We start from the raw sequence: 25,435 nt of genomic DNA, 5'->3' as shown, positions 1-25,435 counted from the left end.
CCCACATGGGAAAGGTGAGAAAATGACAGCAATATCCTCAACCAAAGAGTCCCTTCGTTCTGATGCCAAGGATCTGAATCTGATTCGACTTACATGGCCTATTTTCCTGGAACTCTTCTTATTTATGTTGATGGGGAGCGTGGATACGCTCATGCTCAGCTCGGTATCCGATAATGCGGTCTCTGGCGTTGGAGCAGCCAATCAGATTATTTCTATCGCTATCCTTGTATTGGAAGTCATTGGACATGGTGCTGCGATTGTAGTGGCACAATATATCGGATCGAAAAAGTTAAGTGAAGCAGCACAGGTTACAGGTAATGCGATCACACTGAATCTTATCGTAGGTCTGGTCCTGAGCGGAATCTTCCTTCTGTTCGGAGGACATTTGTTATCACTCCTGAACATTCAAGGCGAAATTTATGATTTTGCCCGTTCGTATATAAATATCGTTGGTGGCGGTATCTTCCTTCAGGCGCTCATTAATGCGCTGGCTGCGACGATTCGTACACATGGTTATACCAAAGAAACGATGTATGTCGCTGTATTCATGAACGTGATTCACGTTGTTGGTAACTATGCATTGATCTTTGGACACTTCGGCCTTCCGAAGCTTGGAGTGGAAGGGGCAGCAATCTCTACGGTGGGAAGCCGGTTTATCTGCCTGCTGATCTTCTTCTGGTTGTTGTATCGTGTGAGCGAGGTACGGGTGGATTTTGAATACTACATTAAGTTGTCCAAGAAATTCATTGGCAAAATTCTGCGGATTGGCATTCCGTCTGCGATGGAGTCCATGGTATATCATTCCTGCCAGCTCGTGTTCACGCTGTATGTGACCTATCTGGGCGCAGAAGCCATGGCAACCAAGCAGTATGCGGGTAATATCTCCAGCTATATCTACTTGTTCAGCATGGCGATTGGTATGGGGACATCGATCATTGTAGGCCGGCTTGTAGGTGCGCGGCGCAAGGATGATGCGTACAAACGTGTTTTTGACAGTGTAAAATGGGCCCTTCTGGCCACGGTTATCATTGATGTAATCATCATTTTTTTCCGTGTGCCTCTGATGAGCATATTTACGGATAATCCGGAAATTATCAAGCTGGGGGCTCAGGTAATTTTGCTCAGTCTTTTGCTCGAAACCGGACGTACCTGCAATATTGTTATCATTGGTTCCCTGCGTGCGGCAGGGGATGCAAAGTTCCCGGTATACATGGGGCTGATCTCCATGGTCTGCATGAGTCTGCCACTCGGATATCTGCTCATATTCAAGCTTCATCTGGGGCTCGCTGGTGTGTGGCTTGCCATTGCGGCGGATGAGTGGACCCGCGCGGTTATTATGTACTTCCGCTGGAAGAGTAGAGCCTGGGAGAAACATGAATTGGTGGAGCATGATGATGAAGAGGTTGGTGCACAGCCGGTACCGGCTGTCTGACGAAGAATGTTGTGCAAAGATATAAATGAACCTGCTGTAGATCAATGAAGTGGCTCTACAGTAGCCACAGGGCAGCAGTTTCCCAGAAGAGTCAATTACGGAAAGGATTCAATCCGTGATTGGCTCTTTTTGCATCTCCGGCAGAGGTAAGCAGAAATAAAGATAGCAAAAATGATCAAAACGGCGGTTACACCATTCACGTATAGTAAGGATATGGAAGGGGGCTTTACCTCAGTTGAGCCGTTACCGTGCAATGATTCAGCAAAGTTTGTTTTATATTGAGACTCATCTGCATGAGCAGATTGGGCTGGAAGAAGTAGCATCCGAGGCGTTGTTGTCGCCATATCACTACCATCGAATTTTCCGTAATGAGGTGGGCATGACCGTGGTGGATTATATCCGAAACCGTCGGATGAGTCTGGCGTCCACGACCCTCCGATCGACGGATGCGGGCATTTTGGACATCGCTCTGGCGTGTGGCTTTGAGAGTCAGGAAGCCTTCACCCGCGCATTCCGCAAATTATATGGCATGCCACCAGGACGTTTTCGCAAATTATTTGATCTGAAATTATTCGAAGGAAGAACCAGAGGAGGAGAATTACAGATGAATCAGACGTCAACAATTACAGGTTGGATGTTAACCGGAAGTCATCCGCAGAATTATGAGATGGGCATTGATCCGGCCGAAGTGCATCAGGGAAAAGCATCAGGATATTTGAAGGCCGTTACGCCGATGGAGCCTAACGAGTTCGCAACAATGATGCAACAGTTCAGAGCGGACAAGTATGTGGGTAAGCGGATGAAGTTATCGGGATTCGTGAAGACCGAGCATGTGGATGCGTTCTGCGGATTATGGATGCGTGTGGATAATAACGCCCATGATGTACTTCAATTTGATAACATGCATGATCGGCCAATTACGGGTACGCAGCCATGGAATCAGTATAGTATTGTGCTTGAGGTACCGGAGGGCAGTGCGGTCATTTCGTTTGGGGTTATTTTGAACGGTAAAGGAAAAGTGTGGGTCGACAGCTTCCGCTTCGAGGAGGTTGATCTGAACACACCACTGACACATATGGAGACAGAGTACGAGATGTCGGACGAGCCGCTGAATCTGTCATTTGAGGAGTAAATGCAATTTAAGTGCAGATCCATTATCAAGCTGAGGCTATATGGGAATTATGATATAATGCTGGTGAGAATGGAGCTGATGCTGAGTGACGGAATTACTCGATCCACGAGTAGATTTTGTGTTCAAACGCATTTTTGGAAGTGAGCAAAACAAAGATGTTTTGTTAGCTTTTCTGAACAGCACGTTTATAGAGACCGGCGAATCTCCTCTTACGGAGATCACTGTGGTTAACACGTATACAGATAAGGATAGTCCAGAGGATAAACAATCCATTCTGGATATTAAAGCAAAGACGTTAGAAGGCAAACTAATTAACATTGAAATGCAGCTGTTTAACCCGTATAACATGGAGAAAAGGACGTTGTTTTATTGGAGTGAGATGTACTTTCATCAGATAAAAAAGGGTGAAAACTATAGTCTACTCAAAAAATGCGTGACTATTAATATACTCAACTACTCCTGTCTGGATAATGAGCGATATCACAATGTTTTTCATTTACGAGAAGATCATACAGGTATTGGTTTGACGGATGATATCGAAATACATGTGATGGAACTAACCAAATTGGATGAGTATTCTGTTCCGATGGAAAAAGGCGGACTCGTAAATTGGTTATTATTCCTTAAAGGAATAGATACATCAAACTGGGAGGTGCTGGCCATGAATGAACCGATGTTGAAAAAGGCGATGGATACGCTGGAATTTCTGAGTCAGGATGCGTCCACCAGAATGGCCTACGATGCTCGAATGAAAGCATTGAGTGACGAAAAATCAATGATTGAAGGCGCACGAGCTGAAGGAGCGGCTGAAGGCAAGAGAGAAATGGCTCGTGAGTTACTCACACTTGGCGTAGATCTCTCAGCTATAGTTAAAGCATCTGGACTCTCTGAAGATGAAATTAAGAAGTTATTGCCTAAACAGTAACATGAAACGGGAATCTATAGATTAAGGGCTGATCCAATCACGGGTTGGCTCTTTTTGTCGTCATTGGGGTATAAAGAAAGTAGAGCCAAGTCCAAGCTGAGAGGATACAAGCTTCTCATACAAATTGTAAACTCATCCATAGCTAATTCGCACGGACCTTGCTAACATAGACCCATAAACCAACTCATGACATAGATAAAGAGGATGAACCCTATGAATAAAAAAGTGCTCGTGGTAGATGACGAATCAAGCATCGTCAGTGCCATTGCTTACGCGCTGCGGCGCGAAGGATATGAAGTAGATACTGCGAGTGACGGCGAAGAGGCCTTGGTTAAGGTCGCATCGTTTCACCCGCAGGTCATGATTCTGGACGTGATGATGCCCAGGCTTGATGGATACGGTGTATGCCGCAGGCTGGAGGACCGCGAGGATATCGGCATTATTTTGCTGACTGTCAAAAATGATATCGTGGACAAAATCGTTGGCCTGGAAATGGGTGCCGATGATTACATGACCAAACCGTTCGAGATCCGCGAACTGCTCGCAAGGGTAAAAGCATTGATGCGCCGTGTCGAGAAAAGCAGTCCACCACCTGACGATTCGAAGAATCAGGCCATCGTGAATGGCACACTGCGTATTCATGTTGCTCACCGCACGGTGACCGTGAATGAGGAGAAACTGGATCTGACACCAAAAGAGTTCGACCTGCTGACCATTCTCATGTCCAATCCCGAGCGTGTGTACACACGAGACGATCTGCTGGATCGGGTGTGGGGTATGGAATATGCAGGTGGCACACGGACCGTGGACATTCATATTCAGCGTTTGCGCAAAAAAATCGGAGATACGGATCAGCAGAAATTGCAGACCGTATACGGGATTGGTTACAAAGCATCTGCACCTGAAACAGGCGGGGCCATATGAGAGTCAGCATCAAGCTGAAGTTCAGTGTTTTTCTGGCAGCATTGCTTATCCTTACCGTGGTTGTGCTTAGTACACTGGTTCTGCGCGGTATTGAACGCAATCAGCAGTCACAGATTGAAGGTATTTTATCACAGCAGACACGGCTGGTGAATCTGAATGTGCGACAGTCCTATTATACGGAGTCCGTTCATCTCGAACAGGACGTTTTTTTACAACAAAACGGCCGCAGGCTTGCACAGGAACTGGCCAACTCTACCGGATTGCCAATTGCTCTCTATGATATGAAGGGCCAGCAGGTTGGCTCATCGATCAGCTCTGGGGAGAGTGCGATTGTTCAGGATACGCTCAACTATGCACTGCAAAATAAAATTGCCTATCATGAACAAGGGGATACCTTGCTCTACGCCGCACCACTGGACGGTCCGGATGGACAGATGGGTGCTGTATGGATGCAATATCCGGTCCAAAGCTACCATGAATTCTATACTCGCATCCTTCAACTGTTCACATGGGCAGGAATTACCGTTGTTGCGTTGAGCTTCATATTAGGTTATCTGTTCTACAATCGGTTTGCCGTTGCGATTACCCGACTGAAGAGGTCCGCAGATTCCATTCGCGAAGGGAATTACATTACGGAGTCTCCTTTAAAGCGCAAGGATGAGTTGGGGGAGCTGGGGCAGGGCATTTATTATATGAGTACATCCATTCAGCAAAATATCACAGCCATGCATGCGGAGCAGCAGAAGCTGCAACTGGCGATTGAGAAACTTCAGGCGCTGGAACAGCAGCAGAAACAATATATCGGTAACATCAGCCATGAATTCAAGACACCACTGACATCGATCAAAGCTTATGTGGAGCTGCTCGACATGTATAAGGATGATCCGCAACTGCTTGATGATGCCACGAGTAACATTGGCAAAGAAACGGAGCGGCTGTACGAGATGGTCGAGAAAGTCTTACATTTATCTGCTCTGGAGAAGTATGACTTCGAGAACCAGGCCGAAGATGTAGAGGTCAGCGCTCTGCTGGAGGATGCCTGTGGCCGGATGCGGGGGAAAGCCGAGAAATTTGGGCTGAACATGGAACTGGATCTTGAACCGGCGGTGATCCGCAGCGATCGGGAGAGTCTTATGCATATTTTCATCAACATGCTGGATAATGCCATCAAATATAACGTTCCGGATGGTGTGATCCGGGTGAAGAGTGAACTGCGGATGCAGGAGCGTCAAGCGATCATTCGCATCTATAACTCGGGTACGCCGATTCCGGCAGAGGCGCGGGAGAAGATTTTTGAACCCTTTTACACCGTGAACAAAGACAGAGCCAGAAAAACCGGCGGAACCGGACTGGGGCTATCTCTCGTGAAGCAGTTTGTTGAAAAACAGGGCGGTACAATCACCTTGTTACTAAGCAATCCGGGCGATTCAGAGGATAGGGAAGGTGTGACATTCCAACTCGTATTTCCTTTGTCTGATGCAAGTTTACAAGTTCGAAACAAGTCTGAATAACTTTGGAAGTATGCGATGTGTATGCTTGGTCTATAGCAAGAGAAACCAGGGGGGACCATCATGAAGTGGAAACAAGCAGCTTTGGGCACGTTCGGGGCTATTGCCCTGTTAACGACAGCAGCATGCGGGGGAACAACGGAGCCGGGGGGCAACGCACAAGGCGGGAAAACGGGCACGGATATTACGGTAAAAGATAATACCAACACGTCCGTGTACCAGAACTTCAAGCTGGAGAAGATTGATAAATTGCCGAATATGCGCGGAATTGCATGGCTTAGTGATGATTGGATTGTATCCGACAAAGAGAACAAGTCCTTGAAACCCGTCACGGTTGAAGGCCAGGAAAGATACCCGCATAACTTATATATGTATGATCTGACGAAAGGCACAGACACGCCGCTCAAAGAAAGTGAAGCCAGTCTGGGTGCACCGCTGGTATCACCGGATGGTCAGTACCTGTTCTACCGCGAGCCGGAGGAAAATACGGGCAAAGGCTACTTCCTGAACCTGCATAACGGGGAGACAACCCCTGCTGGCAAGGAGGATGGATTTATCCAAGAAGGCGCATGGCTGGATAATGAACATGTCGTTTTTCCCAATATGAAGGGTGATCTGATCTCGGCAAGTGTGGACGGTACAACAAAGATACTGGTGGAAACAGGTAATTTCAATGTACGGAGTATCAAGGTGTCAGGCAATATGCTCTATTATATTACGGGCGAAGATGGCCAGTTGAATGCATACGATGCGAAGACGGGTGACGTGAAACAGGTGCTGAAAAGTGTGGAGTGGGTCATCCCTTCTAATGATGGAACAAGGCTTGCGATTGTGAAAAGAACAGCGGATACCAAACGGGCGCTGGTGCTCACCGATCTGGAAGGCAATGAGAAGGCCACTCTCGCCAGAGGTACACAGGTTTTCGGCACAAGCTGGTCGGGTGATGATTCCAAGATTGCATACACCATCAATTCTGAGAATGATAATGAGAAAGGGCTATTTGTCTCCAACACGGAGTCGGCAGAACAGTTCCAGATCTCGGTCGATATGGACAACGCTTCTGACCCACTCGCCTGGAGCCCGAAAGGCAATAAAATCCTGTTATCGCAGGCGGTATTGGAGAATGAATCGTATCACTTTGTAACCTCGGTCATTACGATCTCGGAATAGGGTGAATGGTGCAGAAAGATATGTTCCATATCTTTCATGCCTTTCTATACATTTATATTGACTAAGCTGTTCCGCTTCCGATAAACTAGAATGCAGGAATAAAAGTCGAATGTCAGGCAGCAGTTCGAGACGAAGTTTCGGGCGGCTGTTTCTTTTCTTTTTACAAGTAAGGGTGCAACGTAGTCGTCTTGCCGGATGATCCGGCTAATAACAACATGGAATAGGAACAGGTGATATACATGTGTAACAGCGCGTACCGCGTGCTTTTATATTATAAGTTCGTGAAGATTGAAGACCCTGAGACGTTTACACAAGAGCATCTGCAATACTGTAAGGACCTGGGTGTGAAAGGCCGTATTCTGATCGCATCCGAAGGCATTAACGGTACGGTATCCGGAACGCCAGAACAGACGGAACAGTACATGAAAGATATGCTGGCTAATCCGCTGTTCAGCGACATGGTGTTCAAGATTGATGATGTCGAGGAGCATGCGTTCAAAAAAATCTTTGTTCGTCACAAAGCAGAGCTGGTAACCTTCCGTGTGGAAGATGAACTTGACCCAAATGTGACTAGCGGCAAACGCCTTTCGCCGAAAGAGTTCCATGAACATCTGCAACGTGATGACGTTATCGTTATCGATGGTCGCAATGATTATGAATACGAAATTGGTCACTTCCGCGGGGCTATTCGTCCAGATGTTGAGTCGTTCCGTGAGTTTCCGGAGTGGATCCGCGAGAACCTGGGTGACATGAAGGACAAAACGATTATTACCTACTGCACTGGCGGTATTCGCTGCGAGAAGCTGACCGGGTTCATGATCAATGAAGGATTCCAGGACGTGGCTCAATTGGACGGCGGTATTGTCACGTACGGTAAAGATCCTGAAGTACAAGGCCATCTGTTTGATGGCAAGTGTTACGTGTTTGATGAGCGAATCTCTGTGCCGATTAACCGGACAGACGAGGATATTGTCATTGCCAGCTGTTATCACTGTGGAACGACACATGACCGATATATTAATTGTCCAACCTGCAACCTGCAGCACGTAAGCTGTGAGGATTGCGAAGAGACGCATAACCGCTTTTGCTCGGATGCCTGCCGGGAGGCAGCACCGGTACACGCATAAGCAGGAGAGCAGGTGCTGATCGTGAAGCGCGAAGAGGAACGAACGACGCGTGAACGGATTTTGTTCATGCTGAAGCAGCAAGGTACATTGACCGCGAGGGAAATGACAGCTGATCTGGGTCTGACCGGCATGGCCATTCGCCGTCATCTGACGGCACTGGAGCAGGACGGCTGGATCGAGGTTCGGGAGGCCCGGGCTACGGCCGGACGTCCGTCCTCGGTGTACCAATTGACGGTACGCGGGGACAGCTTTTTTCCAAAATCCTATTCCTCCCTTACGCTGGAACTTCTTGAAGAATTGTCTGACTCTGCCGGTAGCGGTGTGGTGGATGCATTGTTCGAGAGTCGCCGGGACAAACTGCTTCGTAGCGGATTGCCACAGATGGAGGGCCAGGATCTGGCCGGACGGGTGGAGGAACTCGCCCGAATCCAGAATGCCAACGGATATATGGCGGATGCGTCCAGAGAAGAAGATGGAACCTACGTTATTACGGAAATGAACTGCCCGATTGTACAAGTTGCGAGTGTCTACAAGCAGGCTTGCCGCTGTGAACTGGAACTGTTTCGCTCGCTACTTCAAGCTGAGGTGGAGCGTACCGAATGTTACGCCGATGGCGGCAAAAGGTGCAAGTATGAGATTCGCGAAGCGTCGGGAAATTAACTGGTTTATACAAAGAGATTGTTTCGATTCGTCGGAATAGTCTCTTTTTTTGAATAAAAATGACGTAAACACGTTATATTTATAATGAGATGCGTGATATAATTTAAAATAACATCCAGATGTTTTATACATAACTCAATATTAGATGGGAGGCGTTAATGATGCACGAACCCGAACCGGCTTTGAAAAAGGCCATGAATCTATTGAAGGAACTGAGCGAGGATGAAGAGTTCCGCCAACAATATGAAGCACGTCAAAAGTTTTTACGGGATCAAGTATCCATGATGGAAGGCGCACGAGAAGAGGGTCTCAAGAAAGGTATCGAGGAAGGAATCAAAGAAGGTGAAGCTGAGAGCAAGCGGAAAATCGCAATGAATATGCTCAATTTAGGTCTTGATCGAGAGACCATTGTCAAAGCGACGGGACTAACCTCTGCTGAAGTGAAAGCAATCCAGCAAGAAAAATAAGCTATATATACTAGGCAACTCGCATAACTTGTGGGTTGCTTTTTTTTCGTTATGTAATGTTTTCTATCACAACCATACGATGAAAGTAAATTGGAAGCGGTTCAACCATTGACGGATATCGGGACGCCCCTTAATATTAGGGGAACAATAAAACACCAACACGGGTCATGGACTTCAGTCGCATGAGAAAAGTCTATATTTGTCTGCTTTTGTCGATCAAAGCAACAATGCGTTGAAGCGTTTGTTTTGTCCCGCCCTATCGTGCCAATGGAATCTCGATAAGGGTGACTACATTTTATAAGATGGAGAGGGGTTCTCACACATGAAAAAGAAATTTTGGATGTCACTGATGATGGTTGCTTCAATGATCGTTGCAGCAGGTTGCGGAAATAACAGCGGTACAGGCTCGGAATCCGAAGGATCGGGGACTACAACAGGTGGAGGCAGCGAGGAAAAATCATACCAGATTGCCATCTCCCAAATTGTTGAACATCCATCCCTGGATGCTACACGCGAAGGTTTCATCGCAGCCCTGAAGGAAGCAGGCATTGAAGAGAACAAGAACCTCAAAATTGATTACAATAACGCGCAAGGTGATTCGACGAACAACTTGTCCATTGCACAGAAAATCTCGGGTGATTCCAAAAATGATCTCGTACTCGGAATCGCAACACCATCTGCGCTGGCTCTGGCTCAACAAGTGAAGGACAAGCCATTGTTGTTTGCAGCAGTGACAGACCCACTGGGTGCCAAACTGGTGACCGATATGGATAAGCCGGGCGGCAATGTTACAGGTGCATCCGATACGAATCCGGAGGCTATTGTACAATTGGCTGACTTTATCGCTAAAAATCTGCCGGATGTGAAAACGGTGGGCTTGGTCATTAACGAAGGTGAACCAAATGCCGTGGTTATGGCAGATAACGCAGAAAAAGCGCTGGCAACACATAATATCAAGCTGGTGAAAGCACCAGTTACGAATACATCTGAAGTAAAACAGGCAACGGATTCTCTGGTTGGCAAAGTAGACGCCTTCTACATTACACTTGATAATTCTGTCGTGAGTGCGGTGGATACGATCATCCAAACGGCAAACAGTAATAAAATTCCGTTCTTCTCCAGTGATCGGGATACCGTTGAAAAAGGAGCTTTCGCAACGGTTGGCTTCAAATATTATGACCATGGATATCAGGTGGGTGAGATGGCTGCAGATATTCTGAAAAATGGCACGAATCCTGGTGATATGAAAGTTACCGTTCCGGACAAACTGGATCTGATCCTGAACCTGAAAGCAGCTGAAGCCCAAGGCATCACGGTTACGGATGAGATGAAAGCCGAAGTAAAAGACCAGGAAAACAACATTATTCAATAGAATCAATTCATAAATTTAATGAGTTATGAGATTGATTCAATAATCTGACCGAAGTGTAATCCGGCAGTATGGATGCGAGGCGAACGTGCAACGGGTTCGCCTCATTCTTTTCGATAGACAGGGAGGAAGTAGCGTGAGTATAAGCTGGAATTCAATTGAAGGAGCAATCGAGCTGGGGCTTTTATATGCACTGATGGCACTGGGTGTATACATTACGTTCCGCATACTCGATTTTCCTGACCTTACCGTAGACGGAAGTTTTACAACAGGAGGCGCAATCGCGGCGGTTATGATCTCCAATGACTTCTCTCCTTGGCTCGCCTGTTTGGCGGCAATGGCTGGCGGCATGGTGGCCGGGGCTTGTACAGGTCTGCTTCATACCAAAGGCAAAATCAACGGATTGTTATCCGGGATTTTGATGATGATCGCGCTTTACTCCATTAATATGCGTATTCTTGGCGCACCGAATAAATCCATTATGGGTATGGATAATCCATTCTCAGGTGAGCATGTCATGGTGTTAATTATCATCGTCGTGCTGGTGTTTAAAATCATGCTTGATCTGTTCATGAAAACAGATGTTGGACTGGCACTCCGCGCGACAGGTGATAACAAACGCATGATTCGCAGCTTTGGGGCAAATACGGATGTGACTACCATTGTAGGTGTCAGCTTATCCAATGGATTGGTTGCACTGTCTGGTGCGTTCATTGCACAGCAATCAGGTTTTGCGGACATCACGATGGGCATCGGTATGATCGTTATCGGACTGGCTTCCGTCATTATCGGTGAGGCCATTCTTGGAGCAAGAACGGTATTCTGGGCTACACTTGCAGCGATCGTTGGTTCGATTATTTACCGGATTGTGGTTGCACTTGCCCTACAGGTCGAATGGTTTGATACATCTGATCTGAAGTTGATCACCGCGGTGATCGTCATTATTGCCCTTGTATTCCCAACGATGCAGCGCTCCATGAAGCAGCGAAGTCTGGCTCGCAAACGAACAGAAGAGTTGATGCGATCCGGGGGTCATCAGGCGAAGGGAGGTATGTGATCATGCTGGAGATTACGCAAGTAACCAAGCTGTTCAACCCAGGTACAACGGATGAGAAGACCGCGCTGGTTGGCGTGAATCTGACGATGAATCCGGGAAATTTTGTGACGGTGATTGGCAGTAACGGAGCGGGTAAATCCACGCTGATGAACATCATCTCGGGTGTGATGAAGCCGGATATGGGTGATGTACTGATCAATGACCGCTCCATTAAAAATCTGCCGGAGCATAAACGCAGCAGCTGGATTGGCCGGGTGTTTCAGGACCCGATGGCAGGAACAGCACCACATATGTCCATTGAAGAAAATATGGCGATGGCATACAAACGTGGTAAAGGACGCGGACTGGGCTTCGGAGTTACCCGTGCCAGACGAGAGATTTTCAACACGCAACTGGAGAAGCTGGGAATTGGACTGGAGAAGCGTCCGAATGCAAAAGTGGGTCTCTTGTCTGGCGGGGAGCGGCAGGCACTCAGCCTGTTGATGGCGACCTTTACCCAGCCGCAGATTCTGCTATTGGATGAGCATACGGCAGCCCTTGACCCATCACGTGCCGAACTGATCACGGAACTAACGGAGACACTTGTGCGTGAGATGAGACTGACTACATTGATGGTGACGCACAATATGGAACAGGCCATTCGTCTGGGTAACCGTCTGATCATGATGGACAAAGGCCGAATTATTCTGGATGTCAGCGAAGAGCGTAAACGTACGTTGACTGTGCCTGAGTTGCTTGGTGAATTCGAACGTATTAGTGGCAAAAAGATGGCAGATGATCGTGTCGTGCTGGGTTAAGACAAGGGAACACTTGTTGGAAGAACAGATATACGTACCGTAATCCACAATCTAAGCCATCTATAAGTTAGACGATAAAAACCTTTTGCGTTCTCGCAAAGGGTTTTTATGGTATGTTGAAGACGATGAAAAAATGGAATGAATCTATACGATTTCGGATCAGCGAATTATACATAGTAGGAGGAACCAGGCATGTCTTTGCAATTGGATGAAGGGACATATACGGTAACGCGGCGAACGGAATCCATTCGTCTACTCGCCAAGGAATTTGCACTGCTGCATTTTCTGTATGAAAACAAGGAAAAAGCCTTCACCCGCAGTCAACTGCTCGATCGGGTATGGCCGCTGGAATATCCGGTTGAACGCACCGTGGACGATCATATCTATCGCCTGCGCAAGAAATTGAAACGCTGGGATGAGATCAGTCTGGATACGGTACGGGGTTATGGATACCGGCTTGCTGTGCAGGAGAACAAGTCCGCTCTACCCGCTAGCCCTTCTGCTCAGGACCCAGAAATGCAGGAAGTCATTCACGGATTACTTCGTAAATATCACTTGTTTGGGCAGGGAAATGCCATACAGACCCTGGTTCAACAGCAGGAAGCGCTTGGCATTCAGATTGTCCCGTATTACCAGTTGTATATTCACTTTATACAGGGAGATCTGGAGTGGCTGATTACAACCAAAGAAATTGCTTTTGAGGAGCGACTATATTGGCTACTGATTTTCGTGCACCCCCTGATCGAGCCAGCGGATAGTATTCAGTTGTATGAACAGGCGCTGAATTCAGCTGCATTATCTGCCGATCAGCTTCGCGAACTCCGCATTCTGAACATCGTTGAAGTCTATGTAGAGGTGGGCCAATATCAACGTGCCAAAGAGCAGCTTGAGGAAACGTACCGTGTAATAGAGACTGACGAGCTGAAGAATTTCAGACTTCCTGTAGCACTTGCCGCGTTGTATGTGGAACTGTGGGGAGGCAGCGGCGAAGCTGTTGAGGCTCAGATGGCAGTCCTGCGGTCAGGATTGAAGGATGCCCCATATCTGCGGGAGATCGGACGTTTTCAGGTGATGGAGGGGTTATGGTTACTTCGGCAAGGACGAGTTCGTGAAGCGGAACTTAGAATGGATGATGGGCTGGACGTATTAAAGATGTCGCTGAACGCACCGCTATATCTGAATGCTGCCTTTCAGATTCTCCAGTTCATGGCTCAACATCGAATTGAAGGCAGAATTCGGAGTAAGTATCGTCAAGTGTACTCAGAAATCGGCAAAAGTTACGGTGTTCCCACATATGGACAACCCATTGTAGATGAAATACGTAAATTTTTATCTCCTATCTCCCCATCCTCTGATCTTCCTCTGATATAACTCCTTTATGATTACAGCCAAGGAACATACAGACCGCTAACGGCTGTAATCAAGGGAGGAAGTACATGTATGACCGTCATTTCAAATGAACCCACATCCAATGAATCTACCGAATCACCCGCCTCATCTGCGGAATCTTCCAAAAGCTTATGGACCAACCTCCGGTTTGTGCGCATGTTTATCGCATACTCGCTGGCTACGTTTGGAGACTGGTTCGATGCACTTGCCATCCAGGTGATGGTGGCCTACCGTTGGGGCGCCGATCCACTGATCATTGCACTGATTCCTGTATGTATGGCTGTCCCAGGCATACTGCTGGGCTCCTTTGCAGGTGCTCTGGCTGATCGACTTCACAAAGTGAAAATCATGATCCTGTGTGATGTAATCACCGTGGGATTAACCGTTGCTATTTTATTCGCAACCAGCCCGATATGGTTGCTTCCACTTCTTGCCCTGCGGGCCATGATTGGAGTTTTTCACGTTCCAGCTCAGCAGGCGTTAACCCGCCAGGTGGTGGCAGAGGAGCATCTGTTTCAGGCATCGTCCCTAAACGGTTTTGTGAGCCAGTGTTCTAAAGTGGCGGGACCACTTCTGGGTGCAGTCATTTTGGCCATCTTTTCACCTCAAATCTGTATTGTCATTAATGCCTGTACCCGCCTGTTGTCGGGTGCGGTATTATGGCCCTTGCGGCGTTTGGTGGAGAAGTCGGAATCGGTTGAATCAGACGGAAGTGCTGCTAGTGGAAAGGATAGATCGGAATCTTTGTTCTCCCAGTGGAAGCAAGGCTGGCGTTTTATACGTAGCAGTCGCACCGTGCTGAGTACGATTTTGTACGGCTGTTTTGGACTCATGGCCATTCTTATGATTGATTATCAGTTTACGACCCTGTTTCGGGAGATCAAGCCAGGTAACGAATCACTGCTCGGCTGGTTGGGTTCATCGGCAGGAGCAGGGGCAGTCGTCATCATTTTGTTGTTAAATCGCTTGCCGAGAATTGGGTATGGGTGGGGACTGGGTGGAGGATATCTGTTCGTGGGTGCCGGAATCGCTGCGCTGGGGTGGATCGGCCCACAAACACCTGAAATTTGGGTCATTGTCTGGGGCCTGTGCATTGGGCTGGGCAATGGACTCTTTATGGTAACACTGAATTATTTGTTGCAAAAAGAGACCCCTTCTGCCTATGTAGGGCGCGTCTTTGGCATTCAAAACTCGTTATCCAGTGTTGTACTGGTTGTAGCTCCACTTGCAGGTGGAGCGCTCATTCGAGTTGCGGGGCCGAGCCCCACCTTTCAATATATCGGTCTCGCTACGCTGGTAATTGGTCTTGCCGGCATTCTTCTACAGCGTATCTTGTGGGAAGGGAAGCAGCCTCTCATATCTGATGCAAAAGAGACTATTCCGCAGGAATCGGCCTGACAGCCTTGTCCGGACATTTTTTATCATCATTGCATCTACTATAAAGCGAACAGCCGCTTCCGATATTCATGCGAAGGCGGTTGTTTGCACTTTGCATTTGTTATACATCGTTGAGCGATCACACTTCCCACCAAGCAAAATAAGCAGTGGAGGCCATCAGTCCACCAACCGAAAGTGATCCGCTGACAGAGAGGTTAATGGCTTGACCCGGAGGAATCACATAACGGCCAAATTCATTGGACAGAAACGGCCCTGCTTGAAGGGGCATAGCCATCAATGGGGTCGCTCCTGAAGGCGCAGCAGAGAATCGTACGATGGCTACGCTGGTATTGCTGCTGGAAAGATTGCTGTTCACCGATGTTAGTGTACTGGGAGAACTTAGCGTTCCATTTGCGGTCAGACTCATGGAACCGCTGAAGGATGACAACAGATTCAGTGCAACCGTGATTCCGCCAGAGAGCCGTGATACGTGTAGGGTTTTCCCACTACCTGCTGGATTAGCCAGTTGTACAGTGGCGATAACTGTTCCTCCCAGTAACCCCAGTGTTGTGGAGTTGGTGGAACCTGCATTGTACAGATTGCCTGTACTGCCAGCATTATTCTCCGGAGGTGCAACAATGCCGGGAGAAATATACGTGTTGGTGTTGGACGTATAGACGGGCAGATTTAATGGATTAAATACATTATTGTTCGGCACAGTATGCACCTCCTTTTATCAGGATCAAACTCAGAATTCCCACCAGAAGAGATTAATGGCCGCAGTCTGACTCCCTGTTCCTAAACTAATGGATAGTGATTGTCCCGGCGGAACAACAATGGAACCGTTTAAATCCAAAGAATACATTCCCGCAGTAAGAGGTATGCTGAGCAAGCTTGTGAACGTACCCCCAAGAGTGCCGGTATTTTGCCTGGTGGTCACGATGCTGGTGTTGGCGTTGCCAAGCAACGTATTGACGGGTACAGGTGTAGTTCCTACGGTCACAGTGCCGCCGGAATAAACGACCAGTGTAGCTGCAGCAGTTGTACCTCCCGAAAGGCTGGCAATACGTACTGTTCTGCCACTTCCAGTCGCATTCAGGATTTGAAGAAGAAGGTTTTGGCTGGAAGGAATCGATATATTATTTGTCGTCAGGGCAAAAAAACTGCCTGCCGCAGCCGCACCGGTATTTACCGAAGCCTCAATACCCGGGGCTGCATAGGTGTTGGTCAGTTGAGTGAACAGGGGCCCATTAGACTGGTTGAATACATTATAGTTGGTCATCTCATCCACCTCCCATAGACCAGTTCAATTGAGCAATACTCCGGTTGATTCGCATTTCATTGTACTTGCAGTGTATGTAAAAAGAAGCAAAATGGATTGGGGACTGAGCCGTATATCTGGAAATAAAGGCGGTTGCCGTGCCCGCATATACAAACCGGGCATACGATGCGTAAGCACATTTTTTAAGGGGAAATCGAGATGAGTCGAACAGCGAAGCGAAGCAAGAAGAGAACGAAGCAACCAACTAAATATGTCAGTCGCCGCCGCTCCCGTCATTCCTGCCGCGCTAAATTGCTGAAACCCCCTTGTTCCCGGATTACTCGTCCCCGGTTCAAGCAGGGTGCTTCCTCACGCACGAAACTCCCTGGTGCTATTCATTGTTTTACAGAGCATACGTATGTCGGAGCCGAAACCAGTAGCAGCATGGATTTACTCCCGGCACAAGACACCTCATCACTCAGCATGTATACCTATGGCGTTGTGAATCGGGGAAAACATCCGGCTCTTGTACAGATTCAGATCAGCCCAAATGCCGTGGATTATGCTGTGGACAGCCAGGAGGTGGTCGCGGGAGGCCAGACCAAAGCGCTGGTACCATTGCGATTTTTGCACTATACCCGGCTTGCAATTCGATCCGTTGAACCGGATCAACCGACCCGGCTCGATGTTTACTTTCAGGCACAGCGTATGCCGTAAGGGAGTTATGATCTCACAGATTTGACCAGGGAGGAGGACGAGGCACATGCCTAACTTTACAACGTTTAATACGAATCCGGATAATCTGAGAACGTTGATTTTTGGCCAGGATAGTACAGGCACAGCCCATCCTGTCAGAACGGATACAAGCGGGAATGTGGTTGGCATTATTTTGGACGGAACCATCAGTAACATCTCAGGTCTGACTACCGTTACAATTAACGCCGGAACCATTACCAACATTCTGAACGGAACCATCACAAGTGTACTTGGAGCGACCATCACGGCAGGTACGATCAACAGTGTGCTTGGAGCCACAGTTACAGCGGGTACATTAACGAACTTGCTAAATGGTACGATCACAAGTGTATTGGGAGCAACGATCACGGCCGGAACGATTACCAGTGTACTCGGAGCCACGGTGACCGCAGGAACACTGACGAACTTACTGAATGGTACGATCACAAGTGTACTTGGGGCGACGATCACAGCCGGAACGATCACCAGTGTACTCGGAGCTACGGTGACAGCGGGAACACTGACGAACTTGCTGAATGGTACGATTACCAGTGTATTGGGAGCGACCATTACAGCTGGAACCATCACAAGTGTGCTCGGGGCCACGGTGACAGCGGGAACATTAACGAACTTGCTGAATGGTACGATCACAAGTGTATTGGGAGCGACGATTACCGCCGGGACGATCACCAGTGTGCTCGGGGCCACGATTACAGCGGGTACCATCACAGGTATACTCGGAGCGACAATAACAGCAGGAACACTGACGAACCTGTTGAACGGAACCATTACCAGTGTACTCGGTGCAACGGTAACAGCGGGTACGTTGACGAACTTGCTGAATGGTACGATCACGAGTGTATTGGGAGCAACAATTACCGCCGGAACACTGACGAACTTATTGAACGGAACCATTACAAACGTACTTGGCGCAACCGTAACTGCTGGTACATTGACGAACCTGCTGAATGGTACGATTACGAGTGTACTCGGGGCAACGATCACCGCAGGAACACTGACAAACTTGTTGAACGGAACGATTACCAGTGTGCTCGGAGCCACAATTACAGCGGGGACACTTAGCAGTGTGACGTCCATTTCACAGAAGAGTTTTCAGGAGTCTCAACTCATAAGCACTCCGACCGCCAACACCTTCACAGCACTTCCAGCGGTTACGACCAGTGTATTTGGCACGTATTCTTTCTTTGTATATAACCGGGGGCCGGGTGTGAACCGGGTAGATGCTCTTGTTGAGATCAGCGCCAACGGAACAAACTGGTACACGGATGTGACGACAGTAACGGGCATTTTGTCCGGGTCAGTCGATGTATTGGTTCCGCAGCGTTTTCTCAAATATACGCGTCTTTCCTACCGCTCCAGCCTAATCGGCGCACCTAGCACGATTGATGTGTTCTTCAATGGACAAGGCACATAACCCATTTATTTGTCATATAGGTACATGGAGTTCCTTTGGTGGACTTCATGTACTTTTTTGTATTGGAGGTGGTTGCATTGAAGAACCGTTTACTTGGAATTCATATGATTGTGCAAAATGAAGAACATCACCTGCCCCGCTGTCTCGACAGCTTGAAGCATATCAGCACGGAATGTTTTATCACCGATACTGGCTCATCTGACCGTACACCCGAGATCGCCAGAACGTACGGAGCAACGGTCTTGCACGCCTGTTGGGAAGATGACTTTGCCCATGCACGAAATATCAGTCTGCCTCTAGCAGGCACGGAATGGGTCCTGTGTCTGGATGCCGATGAATACGTCACGCAGGGGCTGGATGAACTGCTAAATTATTTGCCCAAAGTCCATAAAAGCATTTCAAGATTACGTATTACCATAGAGAATCGATACGGTGAAGGGGTGGAAGAGAGGGTAATCTCCCGGCCGGTGAGACTATTCCGTGCTCATCAAGGATATCGATACAAGGGGCGTATTCATGAGCAATTGGTTCGTAGTGGCCCAAGCGAGCTTGTCCAAGAAGTGGCTGGTGATATGGATAAGAGCGAGACCTGTACAGGAGAACAAAGCCAATTGATCGAGACTGAACCGCTTGCTCCACTATGTCTAATTCATGATGGATATCTGGCTTCAACGATTGCGCAAGAGCATAAGCCAAGACGTAATTTGAAACTGATTGAGCGGGAACTCGCAGATGAGCCTGCACAGCCTTTTCACCTGTACAATCTGGGAGTAACGTATTGCCAGCTTGGTCAGGTCGAAAAGGCAATTGAAGCGTTCCGTGAATCATTGCGCCTGGCAGAGTCGCTCGCGCCATATCGTTCTACACTGGTTAGAGATTATGCAAAGACCCTTGTAGGATCGGAACATTACGACGAGGCGCATGCAATTCTGGCTGTGGAAAGACAGCGTTATCCATCCTATGCTGATCTGCATCTGTTGTATGGGGAGACGTTGGAGCAGCAAGGTTTGGAGGAGTGTGCATATCAATCGTATGCCCGAGCAACGAACTGCCGGGAGGGAATAGACCGTGTTGGACACAGTGATGGCGGTAGCGCTTTAGACGCGTCATATGTAATGGAAGCCGGTTCTGACAGTTACAGAGCTTATACCGCCATGGCAGAACTTGCACAGAAACGGGGATTCCTGAATGAGTCTGCACATCTGTACGGGCTGGCTCTGGACAGCATGTTCACATATGCTCCGGCATGGGCAGGGTTGGCAGATGTGCTGCAACAATCCGGTGAAACCGATGAGAACATAGCAGAAACATTGCTCGCCAGATGCCGAGGATTCGAGGAATCGGGTCACGGTAATTCGATTCGTGGTGAAATGCTCCATTCATATGCAGTGACAAATGAGGACCATCTGGTGAAGGTGATTTATGTTCTAGCAGGCTGTGGGGCATATGAACAGGCATTGAAAATGCTGGATACTGATGTGCGTACCGCTCGTATCCATGTAGCGGATCGAATACATTGGATGTTATGTGCGAATAGGGTTTCCGAAGCGCTGCAACTGGCAGAAGAACACTGGAGCGCAGGGTGTGTAAATGAAGTCAATCTGCCGGCTGAGCACAGAATGGATTGGGCACTGGCTTGTTGGACCAACGGATTACGATTATCCGAGGCGTTCCTCGCAACTACGCTTCCACAAGAAAAGAACGTTTGGAAGGTCATGGATCGACTGCTGAATCAGCTATCGAAAGAGCCGCGAAGCATGAAACCTGCTTCACAAGAACAAAAGCTTATGCAATGGGGTCCGCAGGCAGAGATGGTAGCAGAGAAGGTTGTGCAGCAAGCCGTAAAGACAGGACAGCTTACACTTGCTGAGCAACTGCATGAGTTGCGGGCAATGATGATGTGTGATCATTGGGGAACGGCTGTAACTTTACGACGGGAGTTTGCAAGTCTGCTGTATCGTCAGGGGTATACCATGGTAGCCGCGAACATCCTGATTCAGTGCATGACCGAGAGTGAGTTGGATGCTGAAGGGTTATTCTGGCTGGGTGAAACGCTGTATACCAAAGGCCACAATGATCAAGCGCTGTCTCTGTTCGAGCAAGCTCTGGAGCGGGAGCCTAATATGCGGCAGGCCCGAGCTGGAGCTGCTGTATGTTACATGCGGTTGGCAATGGAGGCCATCCAGCAGGAAATGGTTCGTTCTTCGTCTTCAGGTGTACTCTCTGCACAATATACTGCACTGGAACAAAGGCTGCGAACGACCGAAGGCATCCCATGGCGTACGCTTTTCCAAGCGAAGGAAAGGAGGAATCAGCTTGCGAGCGGAACGAATTTCTCTATGCATGATAGTGAAGGATGAGGAAGAGTTGCTGCCTCATTGTCTTGCCAGTGTCCAGGGAGCGGTGGACGAAATGATTGTAGTGGACACCGGTTCGTCGGACCGCAGCGCGGAGATTGCGAAGCAATATGGAGCGGTGGTTGTGGCATTTGAGTGGTGCGAAGATTTTGCCGCAGCACGGAATGCTGGCCTGGAGCGGGCTTCCGGCGACTGGATTCTCTTTCTTGATGCGGACGAGGCGCTCGATAGGGCTGCGCGTGAGCAGCTCAGGAGCTGGACGGCGGTCAGCGGATGTGACGGATTGTTTTTAAACATTCATAACTATACAGGTACGGGTCAGCAGGGAGTTACCGTGAATCCAGTTTTGCGTCTCTTCCGTAATGCCTCGGAGTATCGGTTCGAAGGTCGAATTCATGAGCAGATTGCGGCGGCGATTTGCCGTAGGAATCCAGAGGCTGCTTTTCATGTGACGGACATGGTCATCCATCATTATGGGTATCAGACGGCGATTGTGGAGCGCAAAGATAAGGTAAACCGTAATGTTCGCCTGCTGCAACAGGCAGTGGAGGAAGAGCCGGATCAGCCGTTCCATCACTATAATCTGGGTGTCGAGTATCTGCGTGTGGGGGAAGCGGAGCAGGCTTTGGAGACGTTTGGTGTGGCTCGGATGGGGATCGATCCAGCAGTGACCAGTTACGCACATTTGCTGTTCAAATATGAAGTTCGTTGTCTACAGCACTTGAATCGCTGGCAGGAGGCATTGGATCGAATCGATGCTGCGCTTGAACTATTTCCAGAGTACACAGATCTGATGCATCATCGCGGAGTCTGTGCAGACGCATTGGGGGATGCAGATCGGGCAGAATTATCGCTGCGTGAAGCGGTTCGCATGGGGCCACCTCCACCCATATATCATACAGAAGAAGGCATCGGCACCTATCAGACGTGGTATACGTTAGGCCGATTGCTGGAAGGAAAGGCCGATCTGGAGGGTGCGGTGGATGCTTACGTGGAAGCGGTGCGCGCCAAATCCAGTCTGCTACCGCCGCTCTATCGGATATTCCGAATTATGCGAGTCTCCGGGCAGGAACATCAGATTCCAGAGCTGGTGGTGGAGCGTTTTGCGCTCGGATCGGAAGAGGCTACACACAAAGTATTGGGCATTCTGGAGCAATCCCGTTGTTATGATGCCGCTCTGCAATTGTTATCGGGTATATCCTCACAACCTTCCGCAGAGATGAGAGAGCGCTTATCGGTTGCTGAAGCGATGCTCCAAATTCAACAGGGAAGATGGAACAAGGCGCGTCTGAAACTGGAACCTGTGAGGCGGAAAAAAGGGCTGCTTGCGATCTCGTCTGCCCGATGGCTCGAACGGTTGGAGTGGATCGAGGGCAAGGAAGTCAACGGAGATGATCCACTGACGTTGTGGTTGAAGCGTAGTTCGCAGCTAGGAGCAGTAACGAATGAGGAAGTGAATGTGCAGACAGGGCGAACGGTGGGTCTGAGAGCAACAACGAAGAAGGACATGGGCTCCAGCATAGACGGAACGGTTGCAGGAACAGAGTATGATGGCTGGCAGGAGCTTGGACTGATGATGGAAGGATGTGTACAGTCAGGGAGATGGAAAGAGCTGCATAGCCTGATTCAGATGTGTCGACAGCAATTGGCTGGAGAAGGGTTATCGGTGGAACAGAGCGTTCGAGTGGGAGAGAAGGAGAAAGCGATGGAAGGGAAAAAGGAAAACGGGAAGGCCGGTGACATGGAGTCGTTCCCTGGGGCTTCGGATACCCTGACGGGAACAAGCTGGCTGGTGAAAGGATTGGTCAGTGCTGCGGACCATCATCTGGAGGTGTTCGCTCAGCATGCAGATGGACAGCGGCACCGTTGTTGGCCTGTCGTTCAGCATATTCGGCTGGAGTTGCCGGGAGCGGACGGGTTTGAGAGCTGAGAGGGATCAGGTAGCGGGAGTTCAACTTAATTCAGCGGGCTAATTGATGAGTCTGAACTCCTTTGGTGAGGGGTGGTGATGAATATGGGCATAGGGATTAGCTTGTGTATGATCGTGAAGGATGAAGCGGTGTCACTCCAGCGGTGCTTGAATGCAGTCAAGGATGTTGTGGATGAGATCATCGTTTTGGACACAGGTTCGGTAGATGATACAACTGAAATTGCGCGTCTCCATGGTGCCGTTGTAATTCGTACGGAATGGAACGGAGATTTCAGTGAAGCCCGTAATCTGTCACTGGCCGCTGCTACGAAACCGTGGATTCTGGTGCTTGATGCGGATGAGGTATGGGTACAGACCCCTCAGATGAAGACTGAACTCGTGCAGTTGTTAGCGGCAAGCAAGGACAACGTATGGGGGTACTGGATACAGGTCACGAGTCTGTTGGGTATGTCTGGTGAAGAGCGTGTGACAGATGCGGTGTGTCGTTTGTTCCGAAATGATCCCCGAATTGCCTTTCAGGGCAGAATTCATGAAGAGATTGCTTCATCTATCATGGCACTGGCTCCGCAAGGTGTGCTTCATTCTGGACTTGAAGTCATTCATTACGGATATCTGGAGCAGGTGATTACCGCCAAAAATAAAGGCGCACGGAACATGCAGTTGATTCGTTTCGCGTTGAATCAGGAGGGAGATCAACCGGAGTTGTTATATGCTCTGGCCGCAGAATGGTTTCAGCAAGCGAAGTATGATGAAGCACTCCGATTGTTGCAGCCATTATTGGCACAGCTTACACCGGAGTGCGGATATCACTCGGATCTGGTGCTGAAAACGGCTTACGCATGGCGAGAGAGTGGCAGCCCGGAGAGGGCGCTTGCTGTGGTGGAAGCATGGGCGCCCGTGTATGAGGATTTTCCGGATTTGTTGGAACTTGGTGCTGTACTTGAACTGGATCAAGGGAGAGAGGATGTGGCCTTGGACTGGTTAAAACAGGCTAAATCAGCTGCTTCTACAGCCAGCAGGTATACATCAGTCTCTGGTGCTGGGACCTATCGCAGCCTGACGCTGGAAGGCATGGCATATGAGCGGGCTGGCCGTTGGGCAGAGGCAGAAGCCGCGTACATAGCGGCGCTGGGCATGCAACCCGGCAGCATGGCAGCATGGCAGCGGCTGTTGTTGCTGGCCGCAGCGACAGGGCGGCCGCATGCCATCGCCAGCGCCGCCGCTCGGGTAAGCTTGCCGCCTGCGGCATGGCAAGCGTTGATCTCGGCCGCGCTGGCTGCGCATCGGCCGGAGTGGCTGCTGCGCCATGCGGCGGCGCTTGCTGCCCCGCTGCGGGCACAGCCGCTGGCCGCCGGGCTTGCGCTGGCCCAGCTGGGCGAGGACGCCTCGGCTCGGGCGGCTTTGCAGCCCTGGGCTGCGCATGCGCAGCACGGGCCAGAGGCGGCGCTCGCGCTGTGGGCGCTGGGCCACAAGCAGCCCGGCAGGCGCAACGCCCGAGCGGCGGCTCGCCAGCAGGCAACGCTGCCCGCAGCGGCCCACGCCGCTGAGGCGCTGCTGCTGCGCGGGGCGATGGCCGGGAGCAGCGCCATGGCGTGTAGCAGCGGCGCAGCGTCCGGCAGCCCGCCCCGCGGCGCAACGCCCAGCGGCCCGGCCACGCCTGCGCCAGGCGACGTGCTCGCCGCTGCGCAAGCGCTCGCCGGCGTAGGCGCCTGGGCCGCATGGCTACGCCTGCTGCAAGCCCTGCCGCCCCGCGGCGCGCTGGCGTTGCTTGCAGCGCTTCCGCCTGCGGCACGCTGCGGGCTGCTGCGCGCACCCGCGAGCGTCCGCGAAGGGCTGCTTGCGCTATGCGGCACGCCTGACGGCGCGCAGCAGCCCCACGCGGACGAAGTGCCCGCCCCGGAGCGTACCGCTCACGCGCTCCTCGCGGGCACGCTCGCGCTGCTCGCCGGGCGGCAGAACCTGGCGCGTGAATGGGCCGAATCGGCCCAACTCACTGTGCGGCAACCTGCCGCCACAGGTCGCCCGGCGACGACAATCCCGCCGGGCCTGCACACCCTGCTGCGCCTAACAGCACCCGGCGCAGCCTATGCCAAAGAGTACACCAACCAGTGCAACATGTTACTGGTACACCTATAATTTCCTTTGATCTTTGATCTTTGATCTTTGATCTTTGATCTTTGATCTTTGATCTTTGATCTTTGATCTTTGATCTTTGATCTTTGATCTTTGATCTTTGATCTTTGATCTTTGATCTTTGATCTTTGATCTTTGATCTTTGATCTTTAATCTTTAATCTTTAATCTTTAATCCCTAATCTCTGATTTCTAGTCTCTAGTCCCCAACCCATGTATGTCCCCACATATTCCCGCAATAGCCCATCCCA

Annotated in this window: 21 protein-coding genes; 19 read left to right on the top strand and 2 right to left on the bottom strand. The window is 49.7% G+C overall.

Annotated elements, in window-relative coordinates:
* Window positions 1-22 precede the first annotated feature (22 nt).
* The 14 genes from BS614_RS01410 to BS614_RS01345 all read left to right on the top strand — a co-directional run bounded on the left by BS614_RS01410 (window position 23) and on the right by BS614_RS01345 (window position 15,355).
* Window positions 23-1,432, top strand: coding sequence for an MATE family efflux transporter (locus BS614_RS01410; RefSeq protein WP_036671595.1), 1,410 nt, complete (start codon window positions 23-25; stop codon window positions 1,430-1,432).
* 235 nt (window positions 1,433-1,667) lie between these two features.
* Window positions 1,668-2,564 (top strand): helix-turn-helix transcriptional regulator, encoded by an 897-nt coding sequence (locus BS614_RS01405; protein ID WP_084174360.1) that lies wholly within the window; start codon window positions 1,668-1,670, stop codon window positions 2,562-2,564.
* A gap of 85 nt (window positions 2,565-2,649) precedes the next feature.
* Entirely contained in the window at window positions 2,650-3,489 is an 840-nt protein-coding gene (locus BS614_RS01400; RefSeq protein WP_036671594.1) for an Rpn family recombination-promoting nuclease/putative transposase, read from the top strand.
* 213 nt (window positions 3,490-3,702) lie between these two features.
* Window positions 3,703-4,413, top strand: a complete 711-nt coding sequence (locus BS614_RS01395) for a response regulator transcription factor (protein ID WP_036671592.1) — start codon at window positions 3,703-3,705, stop codon at window positions 4,411-4,413.
* The gene (locus tag BS614_RS01390) at window positions 4,410-5,924 is read left to right on the top strand and encodes a sensor histidine kinase (protein ID WP_074092687.1); all 1,515 of its coding nucleotides are present in this window, start codon (window positions 4,410-4,412) and stop codon (window positions 5,922-5,924) included. Before BS614_RS01395 ends, BS614_RS01390 begins: the two co-directional genes overlap by 4 nt.
* Before the next feature lie 60 nt (window positions 5,925-5,984).
* Window positions 5,985-7,091 (top strand): TolB-like translocation protein, encoded by a 1,107-nt coding sequence (locus BS614_RS01385; protein ID WP_074092686.1) that lies wholly within the window; start codon window positions 5,985-5,987, stop codon window positions 7,089-7,091.
* Between the two features lie 239 nt (window positions 7,092-7,330).
* The gene (trhO, locus tag BS614_RS01380) at window positions 7,331-8,218 is read left to right on the top strand and encodes an oxygen-dependent tRNA uridine(34) hydroxylase TrhO (RefSeq protein WP_074092685.1); all 888 of its coding nucleotides are present in this window, start codon (window positions 7,331-7,333) and stop codon (window positions 8,216-8,218) included.
* A 12-nt stretch (window positions 8,219-8,230) separates the two neighbouring features.
* On the top strand, window positions 8,231-8,878 hold the full coding sequence (locus tag BS614_RS01375) for a helix-turn-helix transcriptional regulator (RefSeq protein ID WP_084174359.1): 648 nt from the start codon (window positions 8,231-8,233) through the stop codon (window positions 8,876-8,878).
* 158 nt (window positions 8,879-9,036) lie between these two features.
* Window positions 9,037-9,345, top strand: coding sequence for an Rpn family recombination-promoting nuclease/putative transposase (locus tag BS614_RS01370; protein ID WP_084174358.1), 309 nt, complete (start codon window positions 9,037-9,039; stop codon window positions 9,343-9,345).
* Window positions 9,346-9,667: 322 nt separating this feature from the next.
* The gene (locus BS614_RS01365; protein WP_074092683.1) at window positions 9,668-10,717 is read left to right on the top strand and encodes an ABC transporter substrate-binding protein; all 1,050 of its coding nucleotides are present in this window, start codon (window positions 9,668-9,670) and stop codon (window positions 10,715-10,717) included.
* A 193-nt stretch (window positions 10,718-10,910) separates the two neighbouring features.
* A complete protein-coding gene (locus BS614_RS01360; RefSeq protein WP_051154091.1) occupies window positions 10,911-11,771 on the top strand; it encodes an ABC transporter permease in 861 nt (286 codons plus the stop codon).
* Window positions 11,772-11,773: 2 nt separating this feature from the next.
* Window positions 11,774-12,568, top strand: a complete 795-nt coding sequence (locus BS614_RS01355) for an ABC transporter ATP-binding protein (RefSeq protein ID WP_074092682.1) — start codon at window positions 11,774-11,776, stop codon at window positions 12,566-12,568.
* A 192-nt stretch (window positions 12,569-12,760) separates the two neighbouring features.
* Window positions 12,761-13,939 (top strand): winged helix-turn-helix domain-containing protein, encoded by a 1,179-nt coding sequence (locus BS614_RS01350; protein WP_074092681.1) that lies wholly within the window; start codon window positions 12,761-12,763, stop codon window positions 13,937-13,939.
* 69 nt (window positions 13,940-14,008) lie between these two features.
* Complete coding sequence (locus BS614_RS01345; protein WP_084174357.1) at window positions 14,009-15,355, top strand: MFS transporter; 1,347 nt, start codon at window positions 14,009-14,011, stop codon at window positions 15,353-15,355.
* A 118-nt stretch (window positions 15,356-15,473) separates the two neighbouring features.
* Here BS614_RS01345 and BS614_RS01340 read toward each other — a convergent pair whose 3' ends face one another.
* Both BS614_RS01340 and BS614_RS01335 read right to left on the bottom strand, forming a co-directional pair.
* On the bottom strand, window positions 15,474-16,052 hold the full coding sequence (locus BS614_RS01340) for a hypothetical protein (protein ID WP_074092680.1): 579 nt from the start codon (window positions 16,050-16,052) through the stop codon (window positions 15,474-15,476).
* Between the two features lie 30 nt (window positions 16,053-16,082).
* Entirely contained in the window at window positions 16,083-16,616 is a 534-nt protein-coding gene (locus tag BS614_RS01335) for a hypothetical protein (RefSeq protein ID WP_074092679.1), read from the bottom strand.
* 198 nt (window positions 16,617-16,814) lie between these two features.
* Between BS614_RS01335 and BS614_RS01330 the strand changes: the two genes are divergently transcribed.
* From BS614_RS01330 to BS614_RS01310, 5 genes are all read left to right on the top strand, one after another.
* Window positions 16,815-17,312, top strand: a complete 498-nt coding sequence (locus BS614_RS01330; RefSeq protein ID WP_074092678.1) for a DUF6385 domain-containing protein — start codon at window positions 16,815-16,817, stop codon at window positions 17,310-17,312.
* Between the two features lie 46 nt (window positions 17,313-17,358).
* On the top strand, window positions 17,359-18,765 hold the full coding sequence (locus BS614_RS31040; protein ID WP_244898248.1) for a DUF6385 domain-containing protein: 1,407 nt from the start codon (window positions 17,359-17,361) through the stop codon (window positions 18,763-18,765).
* A gap of 77 nt (window positions 18,766-18,842) precedes the next feature.
* Window positions 18,843-21,125 (top strand): glycosyltransferase, encoded by a 2,283-nt coding sequence (locus BS614_RS01320; RefSeq protein WP_167544362.1) that lies wholly within the window; start codon window positions 18,843-18,845, stop codon window positions 21,123-21,125.
* Window positions 21,082-23,052: a glycosyltransferase gene (locus BS614_RS01315; RefSeq protein WP_167544361.1), complete on the top strand. Its 1,971-nt coding sequence runs from the start codon at window positions 21,082-21,084 to the stop codon at window positions 23,050-23,052. The genes BS614_RS01320 and BS614_RS01315 overlap by 44 nt, the downstream gene beginning before the upstream one ends.
* Before the next feature lie 108 nt (window positions 23,053-23,160).
* The gene (locus BS614_RS01310) at window positions 23,161-25,188 is read left to right on the top strand and encodes a glycosyltransferase family 2 protein (RefSeq protein ID WP_167544360.1); all 2,028 of its coding nucleotides are present in this window, start codon (window positions 23,161-23,163) and stop codon (window positions 25,186-25,188) included.
* The last annotated feature ends 247 nt before the right edge of the window (window positions 25,189-25,435 follow it).

The sequence above is a fragment of the Paenibacillus xylanexedens genome (assembly GCF_001908275.1).
Taxonomy (GTDB): domain Bacteria; phylum Bacillota; class Bacilli; order Paenibacillales; family Paenibacillaceae; genus Paenibacillus; species Paenibacillus xylanexedens_A.
Note: the sequence above shows the minus strand (reverse complement) of the source record. Positions and strands in the feature narration are given on the sequence as shown.

Coding starts and splice junctions, on each gene's coding strand:
- BS614_RS01370 (WP_084174358.1), top strand. CDS start 9,037: ATGATGCACGAACCCGAACCGGCTTTGAAAAAGGCCATGAATCTATTG.
- BS614_RS01360 (WP_051154091.1), top strand. CDS start 10,911: ATGGCACTGGGTGTATACATTACGTTCCGCATACTCGATTTTCCTGAC.
- BS614_RS01335 (WP_074092679.1), bottom strand. CDS start 16,616: ATGACCAACTATAATGTATTCAACCAGTCTAATGGGCCCCTGTTCACT.
- BS614_RS01410 (WP_036671595.1), top strand. CDS start 23: ATGACAGCAATATCCTCAACCAAAGAGTCCCTTCGTTCTGATGCCAAG.
- trhO (WP_074092685.1), top strand. CDS start 7,331: ATGTGTAACAGCGCGTACCGCGTGCTTTTATATTATAAGTTCGTGAAG.
- BS614_RS01310 (WP_167544360.1), top strand. CDS start 23,161: ATGATCGTGAAGGATGAAGCGGTGTCACTCCAGCGGTGCTTGAATGCA.
- BS614_RS01350 (WP_074092681.1), top strand. CDS start 12,761: ATGTCTTTGCAATTGGATGAAGGGACATATACGGTAACGCGGCGAACG.
- BS614_RS01355 (WP_074092682.1), top strand. CDS start 11,774: ATGCTGGAGATTACGCAAGTAACCAAGCTGTTCAACCCAGGTACAACG.
- BS614_RS01390 (WP_074092687.1), top strand. CDS start 4,410: ATGAGAGTCAGCATCAAGCTGAAGTTCAGTGTTTTTCTGGCAGCATTG.
- BS614_RS01395 (WP_036671592.1), top strand. CDS start 3,703: ATGAATAAAAAAGTGCTCGTGGTAGATGACGAATCAAGCATCGTCAGT.
- BS614_RS01365 (WP_074092683.1), top strand. CDS start 9,668: ATGAAAAAGAAATTTTGGATGTCACTGATGATGGTTGCTTCAATGATC.
- BS614_RS31040 (WP_244898248.1), top strand. CDS start 17,359: ATGCCTAACTTTACAACGTTTAATACGAATCCGGATAATCTGAGAACG.
- BS614_RS01330 (WP_074092678.1), top strand. CDS start 16,815: ATGAGTCGAACAGCGAAGCGAAGCAAGAAGAGAACGAAGCAACCAACT.
- BS614_RS01345 (WP_084174357.1), top strand. CDS start 14,009: ATGACCGTCATTTCAAATGAACCCACATCCAATGAATCTACCGAATCA.
- BS614_RS01385 (WP_074092686.1), top strand. CDS start 5,985: ATGAAGTGGAAACAAGCAGCTTTGGGCACGTTCGGGGCTATTGCCCTG.